The 17191-nt window shown below is 74.5% G+C and carries 14 protein-coding genes; 1 reads left to right on the forward strand and 13 read right to left on the reverse strand.

The window, feature by feature from the left end:
* Window positions 1-426: 426 nt before the first annotated feature.
* The 6 genes from EEW87_RS06410 to EEW87_RS06435 all read right to left on the reverse strand — a co-directional run bounded on the left by EEW87_RS06410 (window position 427) and on the right by EEW87_RS06435 (window position 10753).
* Complete coding sequence (locus tag EEW87_RS06410) at window positions 427-3969, reverse strand: ATP-binding cassette domain-containing protein (protein ID WP_123093281.1); 3543 nt, start codon at window positions 3967-3969, stop codon at window positions 427-429.
* 114 nt (window positions 3970-4083) lie between these two features.
* Window positions 4084-6039, reverse strand: coding sequence for a M13 family metallopeptidase (locus tag EEW87_RS06415; protein WP_123093282.1), 1956 nt, complete (start codon window positions 6037-6039; stop codon window positions 4084-4086).
* Window positions 6040-6111: 72 nt separating this feature from the next.
* Window positions 6112-6324 carry a hypothetical protein gene (locus tag EEW87_RS06420; protein WP_123093283.1) on the reverse strand — a complete coding sequence of 71 codons (213 nt, stop codon included), beginning with the start codon at window positions 6322-6324 and terminating at the stop codon, window positions 6112-6114.
* A gap of 88 nt (window positions 6325-6412) precedes the next feature.
* Window positions 6413-9979 (reverse strand): chromosome segregation protein SMC, encoded by a 3567-nt coding sequence (smc, locus tag EEW87_RS06425; protein WP_123093284.1) that lies wholly within the window; start codon window positions 9977-9979, stop codon window positions 6413-6415.
* 102 nt (window positions 9980-10081) lie between these two features.
* Window positions 10082-10405 carry a chorismate mutase gene (locus tag EEW87_RS06430; protein WP_191564477.1) on the reverse strand — a complete coding sequence of 108 codons (324 nt, stop codon included), beginning with the start codon at window positions 10403-10405 and terminating at the stop codon, window positions 10082-10084.
* 63 nt (window positions 10406-10468) lie between these two features.
* Window positions 10469-10753, reverse strand: a complete 285-nt coding sequence (locus EEW87_RS06435) for an acylphosphatase (protein ID WP_068274583.1) — start codon at window positions 10751-10753, stop codon at window positions 10469-10471.
* A gap of 88 nt (window positions 10754-10841) precedes the next feature.
* On the opposite strand from EEW87_RS06435, the gene EEW87_RS06440 reads away from it, so the two are divergent.
* Window positions 10842-12752, forward strand: a complete 1911-nt coding sequence (locus EEW87_RS06440; protein ID WP_240341665.1) for an acyltransferase family protein — start codon at window positions 10842-10844, stop codon at window positions 12750-12752.
* 34 nt (window positions 12753-12786) lie between these two features.
* Here the strand turns inward: EEW87_RS06440 and mutM are convergent, their stop codons facing one another.
* The 7 genes from mutM to rsmD all read right to left on the reverse strand — a co-directional run bounded on the left by mutM (window position 12787) and on the right by rsmD (window position 17171).
* Window positions 12787-13662 carry a bifunctional DNA-formamidopyrimidine glycosylase/DNA-(apurinic or apyrimidinic site) lyase gene (gene mutM, locus EEW87_RS06445; RefSeq protein ID WP_123093287.1) on the reverse strand — a complete coding sequence of 292 codons (876 nt, stop codon included), beginning with the start codon at window positions 13660-13662 and terminating at the stop codon, window positions 12787-12789.
* On the reverse strand, window positions 13655-14446 hold the full coding sequence (gene rnc / locus EEW87_RS06450) for a ribonuclease III (RefSeq protein WP_123093288.1): 792 nt from the start codon (window positions 14444-14446) through the stop codon (window positions 13655-13657). Before rnc ends, mutM begins: the two co-directional genes overlap by 8 nt.
* A gap of 11 nt (window positions 14447-14457) precedes the next feature.
* Window positions 14458-14652, reverse strand: coding sequence for a 50S ribosomal protein L32 (gene rpmF, locus EEW87_RS06455; RefSeq protein ID WP_068274571.1), 195 nt, complete (start codon window positions 14650-14652; stop codon window positions 14458-14460).
* A 1-nt stretch (window position 14653) separates the two neighbouring features.
* On the reverse strand, window positions 14654-15247 hold the full coding sequence (locus tag EEW87_RS06460) for a YceD family protein (RefSeq protein ID WP_068274569.1): 594 nt from the start codon (window positions 15245-15247) through the stop codon (window positions 14654-14656).
* 130 nt (window positions 15248-15377) lie between these two features.
* Entirely contained in the window at window positions 15378-15875 is a 498-nt protein-coding gene (coaD, locus tag EEW87_RS06465) for a pantetheine-phosphate adenylyltransferase (RefSeq protein WP_123093289.1), read from the reverse strand.
* A gap of 54 nt (window positions 15876-15929) precedes the next feature.
* Window positions 15930-16490, reverse strand: a complete 561-nt coding sequence (locus tag EEW87_RS06470) for a hemerythrin domain-containing protein (protein WP_123093290.1) — start codon at window positions 16488-16490, stop codon at window positions 15930-15932.
* A 105-nt stretch (window positions 16491-16595) separates the two neighbouring features.
* Window positions 16596-17171 (reverse strand): 16S rRNA (guanine(966)-N(2))-methyltransferase RsmD, encoded by a 576-nt coding sequence (rsmD, locus tag EEW87_RS06475; protein WP_068274561.1) that lies wholly within the window; start codon window positions 17169-17171, stop codon window positions 16596-16598.
* Window positions 17172-17191 lie beyond the last annotated feature (20 nt).

Genomic DNA, 17191 nt, shown 5'->3' on the forward strand with positions numbered 1-17191 from the left:
GGCCGGTGGTCGGCGCGCTCGTCGCCTCCGAGGGGGCGGCGCCCGCCGGGGTGGTGCTCTGCGGGGCCTGCGGCGCGGGCGCGCTCGGCGCCGCCGGGGTCACCTCGGTCGCCTCGGCGGGCTCCGCGGGGGCGGTCGCACCGGAGGGGGTGTCGCGCTCGGTCGGGCGCTGCGGTGCCTCGGGGGCCCCGGTCGCCTTGTCGCTCGGCCGGTCGAGGACGATCGTGCCGCTGCGGTGGTCGGTGGTGCCCTTCGGCCGCTCCGGCGGCCGGTGCTGCTCGGGCAGGTCGCCGTCGGACCCACCGCGCCCGCGCAGCAGGCCGACGAGCAGCCCACCGAGCAGGACGAGCAGACCGACGGCGACGAGGACGTACTCAAGGACAGTGTCGATACCCATCACGCCGCCCATCCTCGCAGCCCGGGGCGTCAGCCAGCGAGGTGACCGAAGTCGGCCTCGAGCTGCGCCCACGGACCGCTCGCCTCGACCCGCCCGTCGGCGAGCACGACGACCCGGTCGGCCTGAGCGAGCGCCGCCCGCTTCGAGGTCGCGCCGACGACGGTGACCGAGCGCTCGCGCAGCGAGCGCCACAGCTCGACCTCGGTCGTCGCGTCGAGCGCGCTCGAGACGTCGTCGGCGAGCAGCAGCTCGGTGTCGGCCGCGAGCGCGCGGGCCAGCGCGAGGCGCTGGACCTGCCCGCCGGACAGCCGGACCCCTCGGTGCCCGACGGCGGCGTGGGGCCCGCCGGCGGTCGCGACGTCCGGGCCGAGACGCGCCGCCTGCACCGGCGCCTCGAAGAGCCGCTCGTAGCCCAGCTGGACGTTGTCGGCGAAGGTGCCCGACACCACCCGGGGCACCTGCGCGACATAGGCCACCTGGCCCGGTCGCAGGAAGACCTCGGGGTCGTCGACCTCGTGGCCGTTCCAGTGCAGGCCGCCGCGGTGGTCGACGAGACCCGCGAGCGCGCGCAGCAGGCTCGACTTGCCGGAGCCGACCTGGCCGAGGAGGAGCACGAGCTCGCCGGCCCCCACCGAGAGGTCGACGTCCTCGACGCCGACGGTGCCGTCTTCGTGCACCGCCGTCATCCCGACGAGCGAGAGCCGGCGCAGCGGCACCCGGTCGACCTCCGGCGGCGCGGGCGCCGCACCGGTGACGAGATCGACCCCCGGGGCCGTGTCCATGAGATCGGCCCCGCCGGCCAGGCGGCTCGTCACCTGCTGCCAGGCGCGGGTGCCCGGGGCCTCGGTGACGACCGCGCCCGCGACCCGGCCGAACCAGTCGAAGCCCCCGACCGCGCCGACGAGGAGCAGGGCGGTGGCCAGCCCCCACCAGCCCCAGAGCACGCCCGCCCAGGTGACGACGAGGCCGGCCTGGACCATGAGCATCGGCACGCCGTCGAGCACCGCGCGGACCCGGTGCTCGCGGATCGCCGCGTCGACGCGACCGCCGTCGACCGAGCGCAGGTGGCGCCGCAGGTCGGGGACCTGCCCGGCGAGCTTGACCGTGCGCGCCGACTCGAGCGTCGAGACGAGCACCCGCCCGAACTGCGCCCGGGTCGTCGAGGCGTAGGCCGCCGAGCGCCCCGCGATCGGACGGCCGAGGGCCGAGGCCCCGGCGGCGGCGACGAGCACGACGAGGAGCACGAGCCCGGCGAGCGGGCTGCGGGCCGAGACCGCGGTGATGACGACGATCGCCATGCCGTTGACGAGGTCGACCCAGCGGTCGGCGTAGCGCGCGTACCGGTCGGCGTCCATCGCGCGAGCGACGATCTCTCCGGCGGGCACGCGGTCGAGCCGTCGGTCGGCGGTCTGCCCCACGAGCACCGACATGCGCACGCGCAGCAGCACCTCGACCCACCAGCGGGGGTAGCGCCCGATGGCGACGGCGAAGAGGACCGGGCCGACGAGGATCGCGACGACGCACGCGACGAGCCACGGCGTGACCTGCTCGCCGTCGCGCAGCGCCTGGACGGTGTGCCCCCACGTGAAGCCGGTGAGCGCACCCAGCGACCCGGTGAGGGAGAAGCCGAGGAAGAGCCCGGCGGCGAGCAGCCCCCACCCGGGCCGGATGCGCAGGGCGTGCCAGATCCCCTTCGTCAGCGACGGCCCGTCGCCCGGGTCGCGGCTCGGCGGCGGGTCGACCCGCCGTCGTGACCCCTCGAGGGTCGGCGCCACCACCACCGGCGCGTCGGCCGGGCCGACCGGCTCGCCGGAGACGGGCTCGGGGGCGCCCGGGGAGGCCGTGCTCGCCGCGCGGAGCAGCTCGCGGAAGGGCCCCTCCTGGGTCGCCAGCGCGACCCGCGGGCCGTGCTGGACGAGCCGTCCGTGGTCGAGCACGGCGACGAGGTCGGCCCGCGAGATCGTCGACAGTCGGTGGGCCACGAGGATGCCGGTGCGCCGGCGCAGCAGCCGGTCGGCGGCGGCGACGACCCGCTGCTCGGTCACGGGGTCCATCCGTGCCGTGGCCTCGTCGAGCACGACGACGCGCACCTCGCGCAGCAGCAGACGGGCGAAGGCGACGAGCTGCTCCTCGCCGGCCGACAACGTCGCGCCCCCGGGCCCGAGGACCGTGTCGAGGCCGTCGTCGAGCCCGTCGACCCACTCGGTGAGCCCGAGCTCGGCGACGACCTGCTCGACGCGCTCGCGCTCGACGTCGGCGAAGAGCGCGACGTTCTGCGCGAGGGTCCCGGCGAGGATCTCGGTGCGCTGGGTGACGACGCCGACGGCTCGGCGCAGCTCCTGCAGGTCGATGTCGAGCACGTCGACGCCGCCGAGCAGCACGGTGCCGGGCTCGGGGTCGACCGCCCGTGACACGAGCGAGGCGAGCGTCGACTTGCCCGAGCCGGTGCGCCCGACGAGGGCGATGGTCTGACCGGCCGGCACGTGCAGGTCGACACCGGCGAGCGCGAAGGTCCCCTCGCGATAGCTGAAGTGCAGGTCGGCGAAGTCGAGGTCGACCTGCTCGGTCGGCACCGGCAGACCACCGCGCGGCTCGGGCTCGACGGCGAGCATCTGGCGCAGCCGGATGACCGCGCCGAGACCGGCCTGGAGGTCGGGCAGCTGCTCGGCGACCCGGCCGACGATGCTCACGAAGCTCGTCGTCACGAGGAAGAGCGTGACGAGCTGGGCGACGGACAGCCCGCCGCGCGAGGCGACGGCGATGCCGACGACGGCGATCGCCGCGAGCAGCCCGTGGAGCAGGAGCATGGCGCGCAGGGTCATCGAGCGCTCGACCCGGATGACCTCGTGGAAGCGGGCGTGGACGTCCGCCGACAACCGGGCCAGGCGCTGGACGGCGAAGGGGGACCCCAGGCTCGTGCGCAGGTCGTCGCGCCCGGCGATGCCCTCCTCGAGCGCGGCCGCGTGGTCGGTCCAGGCCATCTCCTCGACGACCTTGCGCGAGGCGACCTCGGCCATGAGCGGGCGCATGACGACGTAGGCACCCACGGCGAAGACCGGGAAGAGGACCCACGCCGGCCACCACGTGAGGGCCGCGACGACCCACATGGGGATCGCGGTGAAGACCGCGCGCAGGGCGGTCCACACCTGCTCGCGCACGAGCGTGCCGACGTCGTGCGTGTCGTCGTCGACCCGGTCGAGCACCTCGCCGACCGCCTGGTCGGACAGCGCCGACAGCGGCTGGTCGAGCGCGGCGTCGAGCAGGTCCTCGCGCAGCCGGCCCTCGGCCCGGTCGACGACGTAGGCCCACACGAGCCGGCCGACGGTGTCGAGCACCGCCCCGCCGACGAGGCACAGCGCGAGCCAGGAGACGAGCACCGCGCTCGGGTCCTCGGCGAGCCGTCCGGCGAGGACGGACCCGGCCGCCTGACCGGCGGCGTAGCCCGCGAGGGCCAGCCAGGAGATCGTGACGAGCGGGTGCCGCAGACGCGTCCACGTCACCTGCCGTCGCGGGGGCGGGGTGGTCGTGGGCGGTGCGGTGGTCCCCTGGGGGACGAGGTCGAGCGTCGTCATGGCGTCCCTGAGCGTACGACCGCCCACCGACGACGCGACACCGAGTTTTCGGGCGGGAGGCCGCCCCCTTCGCCCTCCCGCGGACCTCGTCGGGCCCGCGGGAGGGAGGAGGCATCAGAAGATGAGGACGCGGTCCGCCGGGTCGAGCCACATGCCGTCGCCCTCGGCGACCTCGAAGGCCTCGTGGAAGGCGTCGATGTTGCGGCAGGCGTTGCCGCGCAGGTCCTGCGGGGCGTGCGGGTCGATGGCGAGCAGGCGCTCGGCCTCCTCGCGGCGGGCGTCGCCGCACCACACCCGCGCCCAGCTGACGAAGAAGCGCTGGTCACCGGTGAGGCCGTCGTCGCCCACGCTCGTCGCGGCCTCCTCGCCGACCGCGATGCGGTAGGCGGCGTGACCGATGGCCAGGCCCCCGATGTCGCCGATGTTCTCGCCGACGGTGAGAGCGCCGTTGACCGCCCGGTCCGGCGCGGTGCGGCTGCGCTGCCCGTCGAACTGCGCGCGCAGACGGTCGGCCAGCGCGGTGAAGGCCACCTTGTCCTGCGGGGTCCACCAGTCGCGCAGGGCGCCGGTGCCGTCGAAGCTCGCGCCCGAGTCGTCGAAGCCGTGCCCGATCTCGTGCCCGATGACCGCCCCGATGCCGCCGTAGTTGACCGCCGGGTCGGCGTCGGCGTCGAAGAAGGGCGGCTGGAGGATCGCCGCGGGGAAGACGATCTCGTTCATCCCCGGGTTGTAGTACGCGTTGACCGTCTGCGGGGTCATGAACCACTCGTCGCGGTCCACGGGGCCGCCGAGCTTGCCGATCTCGCGGTCTGCGGCCAGGGCGTTGGCCCGGCCGACGTCGGTGAGCAGGTCACCGGTCAGCTCCAGCGCGGAGTAGTCCTTCCAGCGCACGGGGGCGCCGACCTTCGGGGTGAAGGACTCGAGCTTGGCCAGGGCCTCCGCCTTGGTCTCCTCGCTCATCCACGACAGCGAGGCGAAGGAGCGCCGGAAGGCCTCGACGAGGTGCTCGACGAGCTCGTCCATCGCCGCCTGGCTCTCCGGCGGGTAGTGCCGCTCGACGTAGAGCTTGCCGACGGCGTCGCCGAGCGCCCCCTCGAGCAGGCTGACGCCGCGCTTCCAGCGGGCCCGCTGCTCGGGGATGCCCGACAGGGTGCGCCCGGCCAGGTCGAAGTGGGCCGCGACGAGGTCGCGGCCCAGGTGCGGCGCGGAGGCGAGGACGACGTGCCAGCGCAGCCAGGCGCGCCAGTCGGCGACGTCGACCTCGTCGAGCGCGGCCGACAGCGAACGCAGGTAGTCGGGCTGCCGGGCGATCGCCCGCTCCAGCGCGCCATCGGGCATGCCCCACGCCTGCGCCCACGCGGCCCAGTCGAAGGACGGGGCGGCCTGCGCGAGCTCGTCGGCGGTCATCGGGTTGTACGTCGCGACGGCGTCGCGGTTGCTCACGCGGTCGAGGTGGCCCGTCGCCAGACGGTGCTCGACACGCAGCACGGCGTCGGCGACCGACCCGGCGTCGGCCGTGCCGGCGAGCGACAGGAGGGTCTCGACGTGGCCGCGGTAGGCCCGCAGCACGGCCGCGTGCTGCTCGTCGCGGTAGTAGCTCTCGTCGGGCAGCCCGAGACCGGACTGCTCGAGGTAGACGACGTACTCGTCGGGGTTGCCGTCGTCGGTCGCGACGATCGGGGCGAGCAGCCCGCCGACGCCGAGCCGCCCGAGGCGCCCGGTCGCGACGAGCAGGGAGCGTGCGTCGTCGACCGCGTCGACCTCGTCGAGACGGGGGCGAAGGGGGGCCAGCCCGGCGGCCTCGACCGCCTCCTCGTCCATGAAGGAGGAGAAGAGCCCGCCGATGAGCCGGGCGTCGGGGTCGGAGCCGGGGTCGGCCGCCGCCTCCTCGACGATGGCCCGCACGTCCTCCTCGCTGCGCTCGCGCAGCACGTCGAAGACGCCGTAGCGGCCCTTGTCGGCGGGGATCTCGACCGAGCTCAGCCAGCTGTTGTTGACGTGACCGTAGAGGTCGTCCTGCGGGCGGGTCGTCGGGTCGAGCGGGTGGTCGAAGGTCGGCGTCTGCGTCACGCCGTCAGTCAAGCACGCAGCGCCGACGCCGGCGCGCCCGCCGGGGGTGGGCGCACGCCGCGAGGACGGTCGTCAGTCGCGCTTGCGACCGGCCGTCGCGCCGCTGATCGCGGCGGAGGTCCGGCTCGCGGCGGCGTCGGCGCCGCCGCGCACGCGCACGACGACGCGCTCCCCGCGGGGGGTGAGGAGGTCACGGCCCTCACGGCGGGCCGGCACGAGGACGACGCCGAGCACCGCCAACGAGAGGGCGACGCACAGGAGGAGGCCGACGACGATCGCAGTCATGGTCGTATCGTCGCCGACCGCTGCCCCGGGGCACGAATCGACACGCCCCGCAGGGGTGCTCGTGTCCAGGGTCGAGGTCGCGGCCGGGCTAGGACGCGACGTCGCGGATGCGCTGGCTGACGACGGTGGTGATGCCGTCGCCGCGCATCGAGACGCCGTAGAGGGCGTCCGCGACCTCCATCGTCTTCTTCTGGTGGGTGATGACGATGAGCTGGCTGGAGTCGCGCAGCTCCTCGAAGAGGGTGATGAGACGCCCGAGGTTGGTGTCATCGAGCGCGGCCTCGACCTCGTCCATGATGTAGAAGGGGCTCGGCCGCGCCTTGAAGATCGAGACGAGCAGCGCGACGGCCACGAGCGAGCGCTCCCCGCCGGAGAGCAGCGACAGGCGCTTGACCTTCTTGCCCGGGGGGCGCGCCTCGACCTCGATGCCCGTCGTCAGCATGTCCGAGGGGTCTGTGAGGGTCAGGCGGCCCTCTCCCCCGGGGAAGAGGCGGCCGAAGACCCCTTCGAACTGCTCGGCGGTGTCGCGGAAGGCCTCCGCGAAGACCTGCTCGACCCGCTGGTCGACCTCGGCGACGATGTCGAGGAGGTCCTTCTTGCTCTGGCGCAGGTCCTCGAGCTGGGTCGTGAGGAAGGTGTGGCGCTCCTCGAGCGCGGCGAACTCCTCGAGCGCGAGGGGGTTGACCCGCCCGAGGGCCTTGAGGCCGCGCTCGGCGGCACGCAGGCGCTTCTCCTGCTCCTCGCGCACGTACGGGCGCGGGGCCGGGGGCTCGGCGTCCGGGTCGTCGTCGGGCGAGGGCACGTGCGGCACGCCCTGGTGGGGGCCGTACTCCTCCATGAGCACCTCGGGGTCGATCCCGAGCTCCTCGATGGCGCGCTGCTGCAGCTGCTCGATCCGCGCGGTCTGCTGGGCGCGCGCGACCTCGTCGCGGTGGACCGTGTCGGTGAGCTCGCGCAGCTCGTCCTGCTGGGCGGCGAGCGCCGTGCGCATCTGGGCCAGCCGGGTGTCGCGCTCGGCGCGGGCGGCCTCGGCCTGCTGCTGGGCGGCGGCGGCCCGCTCGACGGCGGCGGCGACGAGGGTCGCCGCGTGACGGGCCGCGTCCTGGACGGCGGCGGCCACGTTCGCCTCGCGACGGCGGCGCTCCTGGCGGGCCCTCAGCCGCTCGCGGGCGGCGATCTCGTTGCGCGCCGCGCCCTCGAGGCTCTCGGCGCGGCCGTGCAGGGAGCGCGCCCGCTCCTCCGTCGTGCGCAGGGTGAGGCGGATCTCGGTCTCGGCGGTGCGGGACCGGCTCGCCTCGAGCTCGAGGCGGTCGCGGTCGTCGGTCGTCGGCTCGGCCTCGTCGGCGGCGGGCTCGGCGCTCGCCTGCTCGAGCCGGGAGCGCAGGGCGGCGAGCTCGGCCCGGTCGGACTCGAGGCCCGTCGTCAGCGCGGCGATCGCGGTCCGGGTGCGTTCGGCCTCGGCCCGGGCGACCCGGGCGGTCTGGCCGTGGCTGCCGAGCTGCTCGGCGACGGCCGACATCTGCGCGTCGCTGTCGTGCAGGGCGTCGAGCGCGGCGTCGCTCGCCTCGCGGGCCTGCTCCAGGGTGGCGCGGGCACGCGCGAGCTCGAAGGCTGCGCGCTCCCCCGCCGACGTCGCGTCGGCGACGGTCGTGCGGGCCTCGTCGAGGGCGGACTGCACCTCGATGAGGCTCGGCGCCGAGGCGGAGCCGCCCCGCACGAAGCCGGGCCCGAAGACGTCGCCGGCGCGGGTGACGGCGGTGACGCCCTGCTCGGACAGCGCGATGGCGTCCTCGTCCTCGCCGACGAGTGCGACCCGGTCGAGCACCTGGGCGACGGCCGGGGCGACCTCGTCGGGGGCGGCGACGACGTCGATGGCCCAGGTCGCCGAGGCGGGCAGGTCGGGCCAGGTGGAGCGGTCGACGACGCCGGCGGTGGAGCCGACGACGAGGTAGACCTGGCCGGCGTCCTCCTCGCGCAGCCGGCGCACGGCGGCGGCCGCGTCGGTGGCCGACCCGACGGCCAGGGCCTCCGAGGCCGAGCCGAGGGCGGCCGCGATCGAGGCCTCGTGCCCGCCGGAGACGGTGATGAGCTCGGCGATCGAGCCGAGGATGGTCGGGGCGCCCTGCCCCGCGGCGTCGCGCAGGGTCTGGGCGCCATCCTTGCGGCGCAGCGACAGCTCGAGCGCCTCGACCCGGGCCTGGGCCGCTCCCCGGTCGCGCTCGGCGGCCCGCTCGGCCTCCTGCCAGCGGGTGACCTCGGCCTCGGCCGCGTCCTGGGCGGCGCTCGCCCGCTCGAAGGCCTCGTCGAGACCGGCCTCGCTGCCCTCGGCATCGGCGATCGAGGACTCGAGCTGGCGGAAGGCCTGCTCGGCCTCGGCGGCACGCTCCTCGGCGCGGGTGATCACCCCTTCGAGCCGGCCGACCTCGGCCTCGGCGGCCTCGACCTTGCTCTGACGGGCACCGACCTGGCCGGTGAGCCGGGCCAGCCCCTCGCGGCGGTCGGCGGCAGCGCGCACGAGCCGCTGGACGCGGTCCTGCTCGGCGCTGTGGGCGGCCTCCGCGGCCTCGCGGGCGGCGGTGGCGTCGGCGAGCCGCTGGGTGATCTGGTCGATCTCGGCGCGCAGGGCGTCCTCGTCGGCCCGGGCCTGGGCGGCCTGGCGGCGCAGCTGCTCGGGGTCGCGCCCGCTCGTGCTCTCGTGCTCGTCGTCCTGGCCGAGCAGGCGCACCCGCTCGGCGGCCACGGAGGCCGTGGACTCGAGCCGGTCGCAGACCGAGCGCAGCCCGACGAAGCGGCGCGAGGCGTCGGCGAGCAGCGGGGCGGCCTGGGCGGCAAGCGCCTCCTGCTCCCCGATCTCGGCGCGTGCGGTCGCGAGCGCCTCCTCGAGCGCGGCCCGGCGGCGCAGCATCGCCGTCTCGTCGGCGACCTCCTGCTCCAGGGCCGAGGTCATCTGCACGAGGTCGTCGGCGACGAGGCGCAGCCGGGCGTCGCGGGCGTCGGTCTGGATGACGGCGGCCTTGCGGGCGGCCTCGGCCTGCCGGCCGAGCGGTCCGAGCTGGCGGCGGATCTCGGTTGTGAGGTCGGCCACCCGGGCGAGGTTGACCTCCATCGTCTCGAGCTTGCGCAGCGCCCGCTCCTTGCGCTTGCGGTGCTTGAGGACCCCGGCGGCCTCCTCGATGAAGCCGCGGCGCTCCTCCGGGGTCGCCCGCAGCACCGCGTCGAGCTGGCCCTGGCCGACGATGACGTGCATCTCGCGCCCGATGCCGGAGTCGGAGAGCAGCTCCTGGATGTCGAGGAGCCGGCACGAGGTGCCGTTGATGGCGTACTCCGAGCTGCCCCCGCGGAACATCGTGCGGCGGATCGTCACCTCGGTGTAGTCGATCGGCAGCGCGCCGTCGGTGTTGTCGATGGTCATCGAGACCTCGGCGCGGCCGAGCGGCGCCCGGCCGGCCGTGCCGGCGAAGATGACGTCCTCCATCTTGCCGCCGCGCAGGCTCTTCGCGCCCTGCTCGCCCATGACCCAGGCGAGGGCGTCGACGACGTTGGACTTGCCCGAGCCGTTCGGCCCGACGATGCACGTGATGCCCGGCTCGAGACCGAGGTGGGTGGCGGAGGCGAACGACTTGAAGCCCTTGAGGGTCAGGCTCTTGACGTACACGTCACGCTCGCAATCGGATGGGCAGGCGGTCACGGCCGCGGCGGCCGACGGCCGTCACCCTACCGGGGCGAAGGGGGGACCCCCGGGTCCTTCGCGCGCGACTCAGCGCGCGTCGGGCTCCTCCGGCGGGGCGACCGGGGCACCCTCGGCGATCGCCTCGTGGTGGCGGATGACCTCGGCGATGATGAAGTTGAGGAACTTCTCGGCGAAGTGAGGGTCGAGCCCGGCGTCGTCGGCCAGGGCGCGCAGGCGCTCGATCTGACGCTCCTCGCGACCCGGGTCGGCGGCGGGCAGACCGAGCTCGGCCTTGAGCACCCCGACCCGCTGCGTGGCCTTGAAGCGCTCCGCGAGCAGGTGGACCAGCGCCGCGTCGACGTTGTCGATGCTCTGGCGCAGGCGGTGCAGCTCGGGCGGGGTCTGGCTCACGCCCAGCACCGTAGGCGCTCCCCCCGCTCGCCCGCGAACCCGTCTCACTCCCCCGGGTCCGGGCTACCGCTCGACGAAGCCGGTGCGGTCCCCCTTCGCCGGGGCGTCCTGGCGCACGACGGTCTCGACCCGGCCCGGGCGGCGGGTCGTGCTCGGCGCCTCGCGCAGGAGGGCCTCGAGCCGGTCGAGCTGCTCGGGCTCTCCCTCGGCGACGACCTCGACCCGCCCGTCGTCCATGTTGCGGGCGTGACCGACGAGGCCGAGCTCGAGGGCGCGCGCCCGGGTCCACCACCGGAAGCCCACCCCCTGGACCCGGCCGCGGACGAAGAAGGTCGCTCTGGCGCTCATGCCGAGGACGCTAGCGCCGCAGGCGGTCTCGGCGCGCCCACGGTGCGCCTCCCCAGGGTTGTCCCAGGCAGCCCATAGCGTGCCCCTCGTGGGTGCAGCCATCCCGACGACGACCCCGGCGCAGGACACCTCCCGTCCCCTGCCCGACGGCGTGCTGCCCGCTCGCACCCCGAGAGGGCATCTCGCCGGGCTCGACGGGCTGCGGGCCCTGGCCATCGTCGCCGTCGTCCTCTTCCACCTCGACCCCGCGTGGCTGCCCGGCGGCTTCCTCGGCGTCGACGTCTTCTTCGTCATCTCCGGCTTCCTCATCACCACCCTGCTCGTGCGCGAGCGCGAGCAGAGCGGCACCGTGGACCTCCGCGGCTTCTGGACCCGACGGGCCCGCCGGCTGCTGCCCGCCCTGCTCGTGTGCGTGCCGGCGTGCATCCTCATCGCCCGCACCGTCGAGGCCGACCTGCTCGTCGGCATCCGGCGCCAGGCGCTCGGGGCGCTCACCTTCTCGACGAACTGGCTCGAGATCGCCGGTGGCAGCGACTACTTCCACTCGACGAGCCCGCAGCTCTTCATGAACTTCTGGTCGCTCGCGGTCGAGGAGCAGTTCTACCTCGTGTGGCCGCTGGCGACGATCGCGCTGCTCGCCGTGCGCCGTCACCTCGGCCTGAGCTGGGGGGCGATCGCCACCGCGGTCCTCGGCATCGGCGTCGTCTCCGCCGTGCTCATGGCCGTGCGCTACGACCCCGACTTCGTCACCCGCGTCTACTACGGCACCGACACCCACCTCGTCGGGCTCATGCTCGGCGCCGCGATGGCGATGTCGTGGGCCGGGCCCACCCGCGCCGGCACGACGAGCCCGACGTGGCACCGCTACCGCCGCCACCTCCTCGTCGCCGCGGGCCTGGTCCTGCTCGCCCTGCTCGCGCTCGCCGACGAGGGCTCGGCGTGGACCTTCCGCCTGGGCATCCCGCTCGCCTCGCTGGCGACCGCGGTCCTGCTGCTCGGCGCGGTCGACCGGCCCGGCCGGCTGCGCTCGACCCTCGAGCTGGCGCCGCTGCGCTGGATCGGCACCCGCAGCTACGGCATCTACCTGTGGCACTGGCCGGTCATCCTCGTCATCGGCCAGGACCTGCCGAGCGCGGCCGGCACGGGCGAGTTCGTGTGGACCCGGGCGTGGGCGGTCCTCGTGACGATCGCCATCGCCGACCTGTCCTTCCGCCTCGTCGAGACGCCGGTGCGCCGGCTCGGCTTCGGCGGCGCGCTGCGGGCCCTCGGCCGCAGCCTGCACTGGGCGACGCCCCGGGCGCGCCAGGTCGGCGCCGGCGTCATCGTCGTCAGCGGGCTCGTCCTCGCCGTCGTCCTGCTCACCGCGCCCGACAAGACGAGCACCCAGGCCACCCTCGAGGAGAACGCCGCGCAGGCCGCCGCGCCGCGGGCGAGCACCGAGGACCAGGTCGACGAGGGCAACCCGGACTTCACGATGCCGAAGGGCTCGCAGATCGACGTCTTCGGCGACTCGATGGCCGTCGGCAGCGTCCACGCCCTGCGCTACTACTTCCCCGGCGTCCAGATCGACGCGAAGTCCAACCGGCAGTGGTCGGACGGGCAGCGCGCGGTCGAGCAGGCCGGTGACTCCCTGCGCCGGGCCGTCGTCCTCGCGTTCGGCACCAACGCCGGCACCGACGAGCGCACCGTGCGCGCGCTGCTCGACGAGATCGGGCCGGACCGCATGGTCGTCCTCGTCAACCTCCATGCCGACCGGCTCTCGCGCATCGAGGGCGACAACGACACGCTCGAGACCATCGCGAAGGACTACCCCAACGTCGCGATCGCCGACTGGGACGCCGCGGTGGCGAAGGACCCCTCCCAGCTCCAGGCCGACGGCATCCACCCGTCCCTGTCCGGGGCGCACGTCTACAGCAAGGTCATCCGCCAGGCCTTCGCCGACCTGTCCGAGAAGCACACGGGCAAGCCGGTGCGGCTCAAGGAGCTGCCGATGCCCTGACGGGCGTCGCACCCCGTGGTCGGGCGCACCGCGGTCAGGCTCGCGGCAGCCGGGGCCTGGGCTGGCAGCGCGGGCACGAGGTCGAGCTGCGGTTCATGAACTGCTCGCGCCGCATGAGCGTGCCGCACCTCGGGCACGGCCGGCCCTCCTGGCCGTACGCCGCCAGGCTGCGGTCGAAGTACCCGGACGCGCCGTTGACGTTGACGTAGAGGGCGTCGAAGCTCGTCCCCCCTTCGCCCAGGGCCTGGGTCATGACGTCTCGCGCATGGCCGAGCAGACGCTCGATGGCGGGCTTGGTGAGCGAGGACGCCGGGCGCTCGCCGTGGATCCGGGCCCGCCACAGCGCCTCGTCGGCGTAGATGTTGCCGATCCCGGAGACGACCCGCTGGTCGAGGAGCACGCGCTTGATCCCGCTGCTGCGGCGCTTGATCTCGCGGGCGACGGCCCGGTCGTCGAAGGCGGGGTCGAAGGGGTCGAGCGCGACGTGACCGACCGCCTCGGGCACCCCGTCGGGGCGAAGGGGTGACCACGCGAGCCCGCCGAAGGTGCGCTGGTCGACGAAGCGCAGCTCCGGTCCGTCGTCGGCGAAGCCCAGCCGGGCGTGGAGGTGGCGCGGGTCGGGCGTGCCGGGGGTGCTCACGAGCATCTGGCCGCTCATGCCGAGGTGGACGACGAGCCCGTGGTCCGGTGGCTCGAGGGGTCCCGGGGCGCTCGCCAGCCACAGGTACTTGCCGCGGCGGTGCGCGCCCGTGATCCGGCTGCCGGTGAGCTGACGCACGAGGTCCTCGGGCCCGGGCAGGTGCCGACGGGCCACCCGGGTGCCGCGCAGCTCGACCTGCGCGACCGTGCGGTCGACGACGTGGTCGGCCAGCCCGCGGCGGACGACCTCGACCTCGGGGAGCTCAGGCACCCCGGTCGGCCGGTGCGGTGGCGGGGTCGGGCGCGCTCGAGCCGGCGGCGGCCATCGACTCGGTGATCGCGGTCCACGCGGCGCGCGCGGCCTCCTGCTCGGCGACCTTCTTCGCCCGGCCGGTGCCGCTGCCCCGGGGGACGTCGTCGACGAGGACCTCGGCGGTGAAGACCTTCTCGTGGTCGGGACCGGTCGCGCTCACCCGGTAGTGGACCGACCCGGCGCCGGCGGCCGAGGCGGCCTCCTGCAGCGAGGTCTTCCAGTCCAGGGCGACGCCGAGCGTCGCGCTGCGGCGCATCACCGGTCCGAGCAGGCTGTGCACGAGCCGGCCGGCGGCGTCGAGACCGCGCGGCTGGGGCGCGGAGAGGTAGATCGCGCCGATGACGGCCTCGAGCGTGTCGGCGAGGATCGAGTCCTTGTCACGCCCGCCGGTCGCCTCCTCGCCACGCCCGAGCGCGACGTAGTCACCGAGCCCGATGGTGCGCGCGACGTCGGCGAGAGCCCGCATGTTGACCACCGCGGAGCGCAGCTTGGCGAGGTCGCCCTCGGCCATCTCGGTGTGCGTGTTGTGCAGGTGGTCGGTGACGACGAGCCCGAGGACGGAGTCCCCGAGGAACTCGAGCCGCTCGTTGTGCGGGATCGAGCCGTTCTCGTAGGAGTAGGAGCGGTGCGTCAGGGCACGCGAGAGCAGCGGCTCGTCGACGACCTCCTCGGTGGTCTCCTGGAGGAGAGCGAGGAGGTCCTCGACGGGCCGCTGCGCGGTCTCGCCTCGCTGTGCGCTCACAGCGAGCGGGCTCAGCCCTGGTGCTCGGTGCGGTCCGCCGTCGCGTAGTAGCGACCCTTGTAGGTGCCGCAGGCCGGGCAGGCCTGGTGCGCCGGGGCGGGCGACTTGCACTGGGGGCAGGTCGACAGCGCGACCGGCGTCGCCTTCCAGTTCGCGCGGCGCGAGCGGGTGTTGGAGCGCGAGAGCTTCCGCTTCGGGACAGCCACGTCAGGTCCTCTTCTCTTCGTCGTCTCCCCCGGCACCTTCTGCCAGGGGACGGAGTGCCTCGAGGGAGGCCCACCGGGGGTCGATCAGCTCGTGCTGGTGGTCCGGGTCGTCCTCGAGCCGTGCTCCGCACTGCGGGCACAACCCGGGGCAGTCCTCCCGGCACACCGGCTGGAACGGCAGTGACGGCAGCACTGCGTCCCGGAGCACCGGGTCGAGGTCGATGACGTCGTCCTCGATCGTGTGCTCCTCGTCGGCGTCCAGCTCAGCAGCCACCTGCCGGTGGTGCTGAGCCCGGTCGGGCCACACGAAGAGCTCCTGGAAGCGGACGTCGACCGGGAGGTCGATGTCGTCCAGGCACCGTACGCATGCCCCGGTCGCGGTGGCGTCGACCGTCCCGGTGACGAGGATCCCCTCGTGCACCGACTCCAGACGGACGTCGAGGTCCATCGGGGATCCGGGCGCGACGGCCAGGACGTCGGTGCCGAAGTCGTCCGGCGCCGCGACCGTGCGGCGCACTTCGCTCATCGATCCTGGCCTGCGGCCGACGTCCTTGGCGTCAAGGGCGAACGGCGAGGCAGCGTCGAGGTGCTTCATGACTCCACACATGTCTTCGGGACGGTCCACGACGTCGTGACGCGGACCGACGCCCAACGGTACCGGAGCACTCGCGCGCGCCCAAACCCGCTGTCGCGGGTCCCCCTTCGCACCGGTGGCGAAGGGAGGGTCACCGCCCGCCCTGGCGCTCCAGGAGCGCGTCGCGCACCTCGTCGCTCACCAGACCGGTGATGTCGCCGCCGAAGCGGGCGACCTCCTTGACGAGCGAGCTCGAGACGTGCGCGAGCGCGGGGTCCCCGGGCAGGAAGACCGTCTCGATGCCGGTGAGGTGCGCGTTCATCCGCGCCATCGGCAGCTCGTAGTCGTAGTCGGTGCCGCCGCGCAGACCCTTGAGGATCGCGCTCGCGCCGACCTCGGTGCACACGTCGACGAGCAGGCGGTCGGCGAATGCCTCGACGCGGACCCCCGGCAGGTCGCCCACCTGGGCCTCGATGAAGCCGATGCGCTCCTCGACGGCGAAGGTGCCCTGCTTCGCGGGGTTGTGCAGGACGGCGACGACGACCTCGTCGAAGAGCCCGGCCGCCCGGCGCACGACGTCGACGTGGCCGACGGTCACGGGGTCGTACGAGCCGGGGCACAGGGCGCGGCGGGGCGCGGCTGAGGTCATGGCGTCACTGTGCCAGAGGCCGGGCCGCCCGCCCCCGCCGCACCCCTCGGCAGGTCACTCGTCCTCGGGCTGCTCGTCGTTGGGCAGCAGGCCCTGCTCGTAGTCGCGCTTGACGAGGGCCTCGACCTGCTCGAGCGAGCCGCAGCCCTCCTCGAGGAGGCGGTTGCGGTGGGTGCACCAGTCGACGCCGAGCTGCTGGCGCAGCTCCTCGCTCGCCTCGGTGGCGGCGGGGTTGAGGATGCTCAGCTCCTCCTCGCCGATGTGGTGCATGAGGGCGGTCGCGACCTTCTCGACGGCGTCCTCGTACTTCTGGGTGTCGGTGCCCTTGGCCTGGAGGAGGTGGAGGAGCTCCTCGTTGCACGCGGCGTGCTCCTCCTCGCCGTGCTCCTCCTCCTCGCCGTCGATGACCTTCTTGGACTTCAGGCGGGGGTAGACCTGCTCCTCCTCGGCCTCCGAGTGGGCGATGAGCAGCTCGGAGAAGGCGGCGCGGGCCGAGTCGCGGTCGGCGGTGGTGTCGCGCAGCTCGCGCAGCAGCTCCTCGAAGCGGCGGTGGTCGTCCTTGATGAGCTCGACGATGTCTCCGGACGTGGGTCGTGCGATGTCGTGATCAGCCATGCCGTCAACGTAGGCCGGACGACCTCTGATCGGGGACTTCGCGCCGGGGCCTGTCCACGCAAGGGGGACCTAAGTGGCGCGGCCGCGGGGCCGCGACCGTGGTGCTCAGATCTGGTAGTCGGCGGCCCAGGTGCGGGCGTACCAGAGGACGGTCTCGCCGTAGTCCTTGCGCGCCTCGACGGTGAGCCCGGCGGGCCAGGACGGCTCCGGGCTGCGGCTCGAGCGCTCGACGACGACGAGCGCGTCCGGGCTGAGCCACTCGCGGGTGAGCAAGAGGTCGAGGACCGCGGCGAGGGAGTCCTCGTCGACGTCGTAGGGCGGGTCGGCGAGGACGAGGTCGTAGGCGAGGGTCGGGGTGCGGTCGAGCGCCGCCTCGACGGTGCCGGCCTGGACGCGCGCGCCGGCGGCGCCGACGTCGGCGATGTTGGCGCGGATGACCCCGATGGCCCCGCGGTCGGACTCGACGAGGAGCACGCTCGCGGCGCCGCGGCTGGCCGCCTCGAGCCCGAGGGCGCCGGAGCCGGCGTAGAGGTCCATGACGTGGGCGCCCTGGACGGCGTCGCGGGACTCGAGCGCGGAGAAGAGCGCCTCGCGCACGCGGTCGCTCGTCGGGCGGGTCCCGCCACCCGCAGGGGTGCGCAGGCGTCGCCCGCCGGCCTGGCCGCTGATGATGCGCGTCACGCCTCCATCATGGGTCATCG

This window comes from Janibacter melonis, assembly GCF_003721155.3.
GTDB classification, from domain to species: Bacteria; Actinomycetota; Actinomycetes; order Actinomycetales; family Dermatophilaceae; genus Marihabitans; species Marihabitans melonis.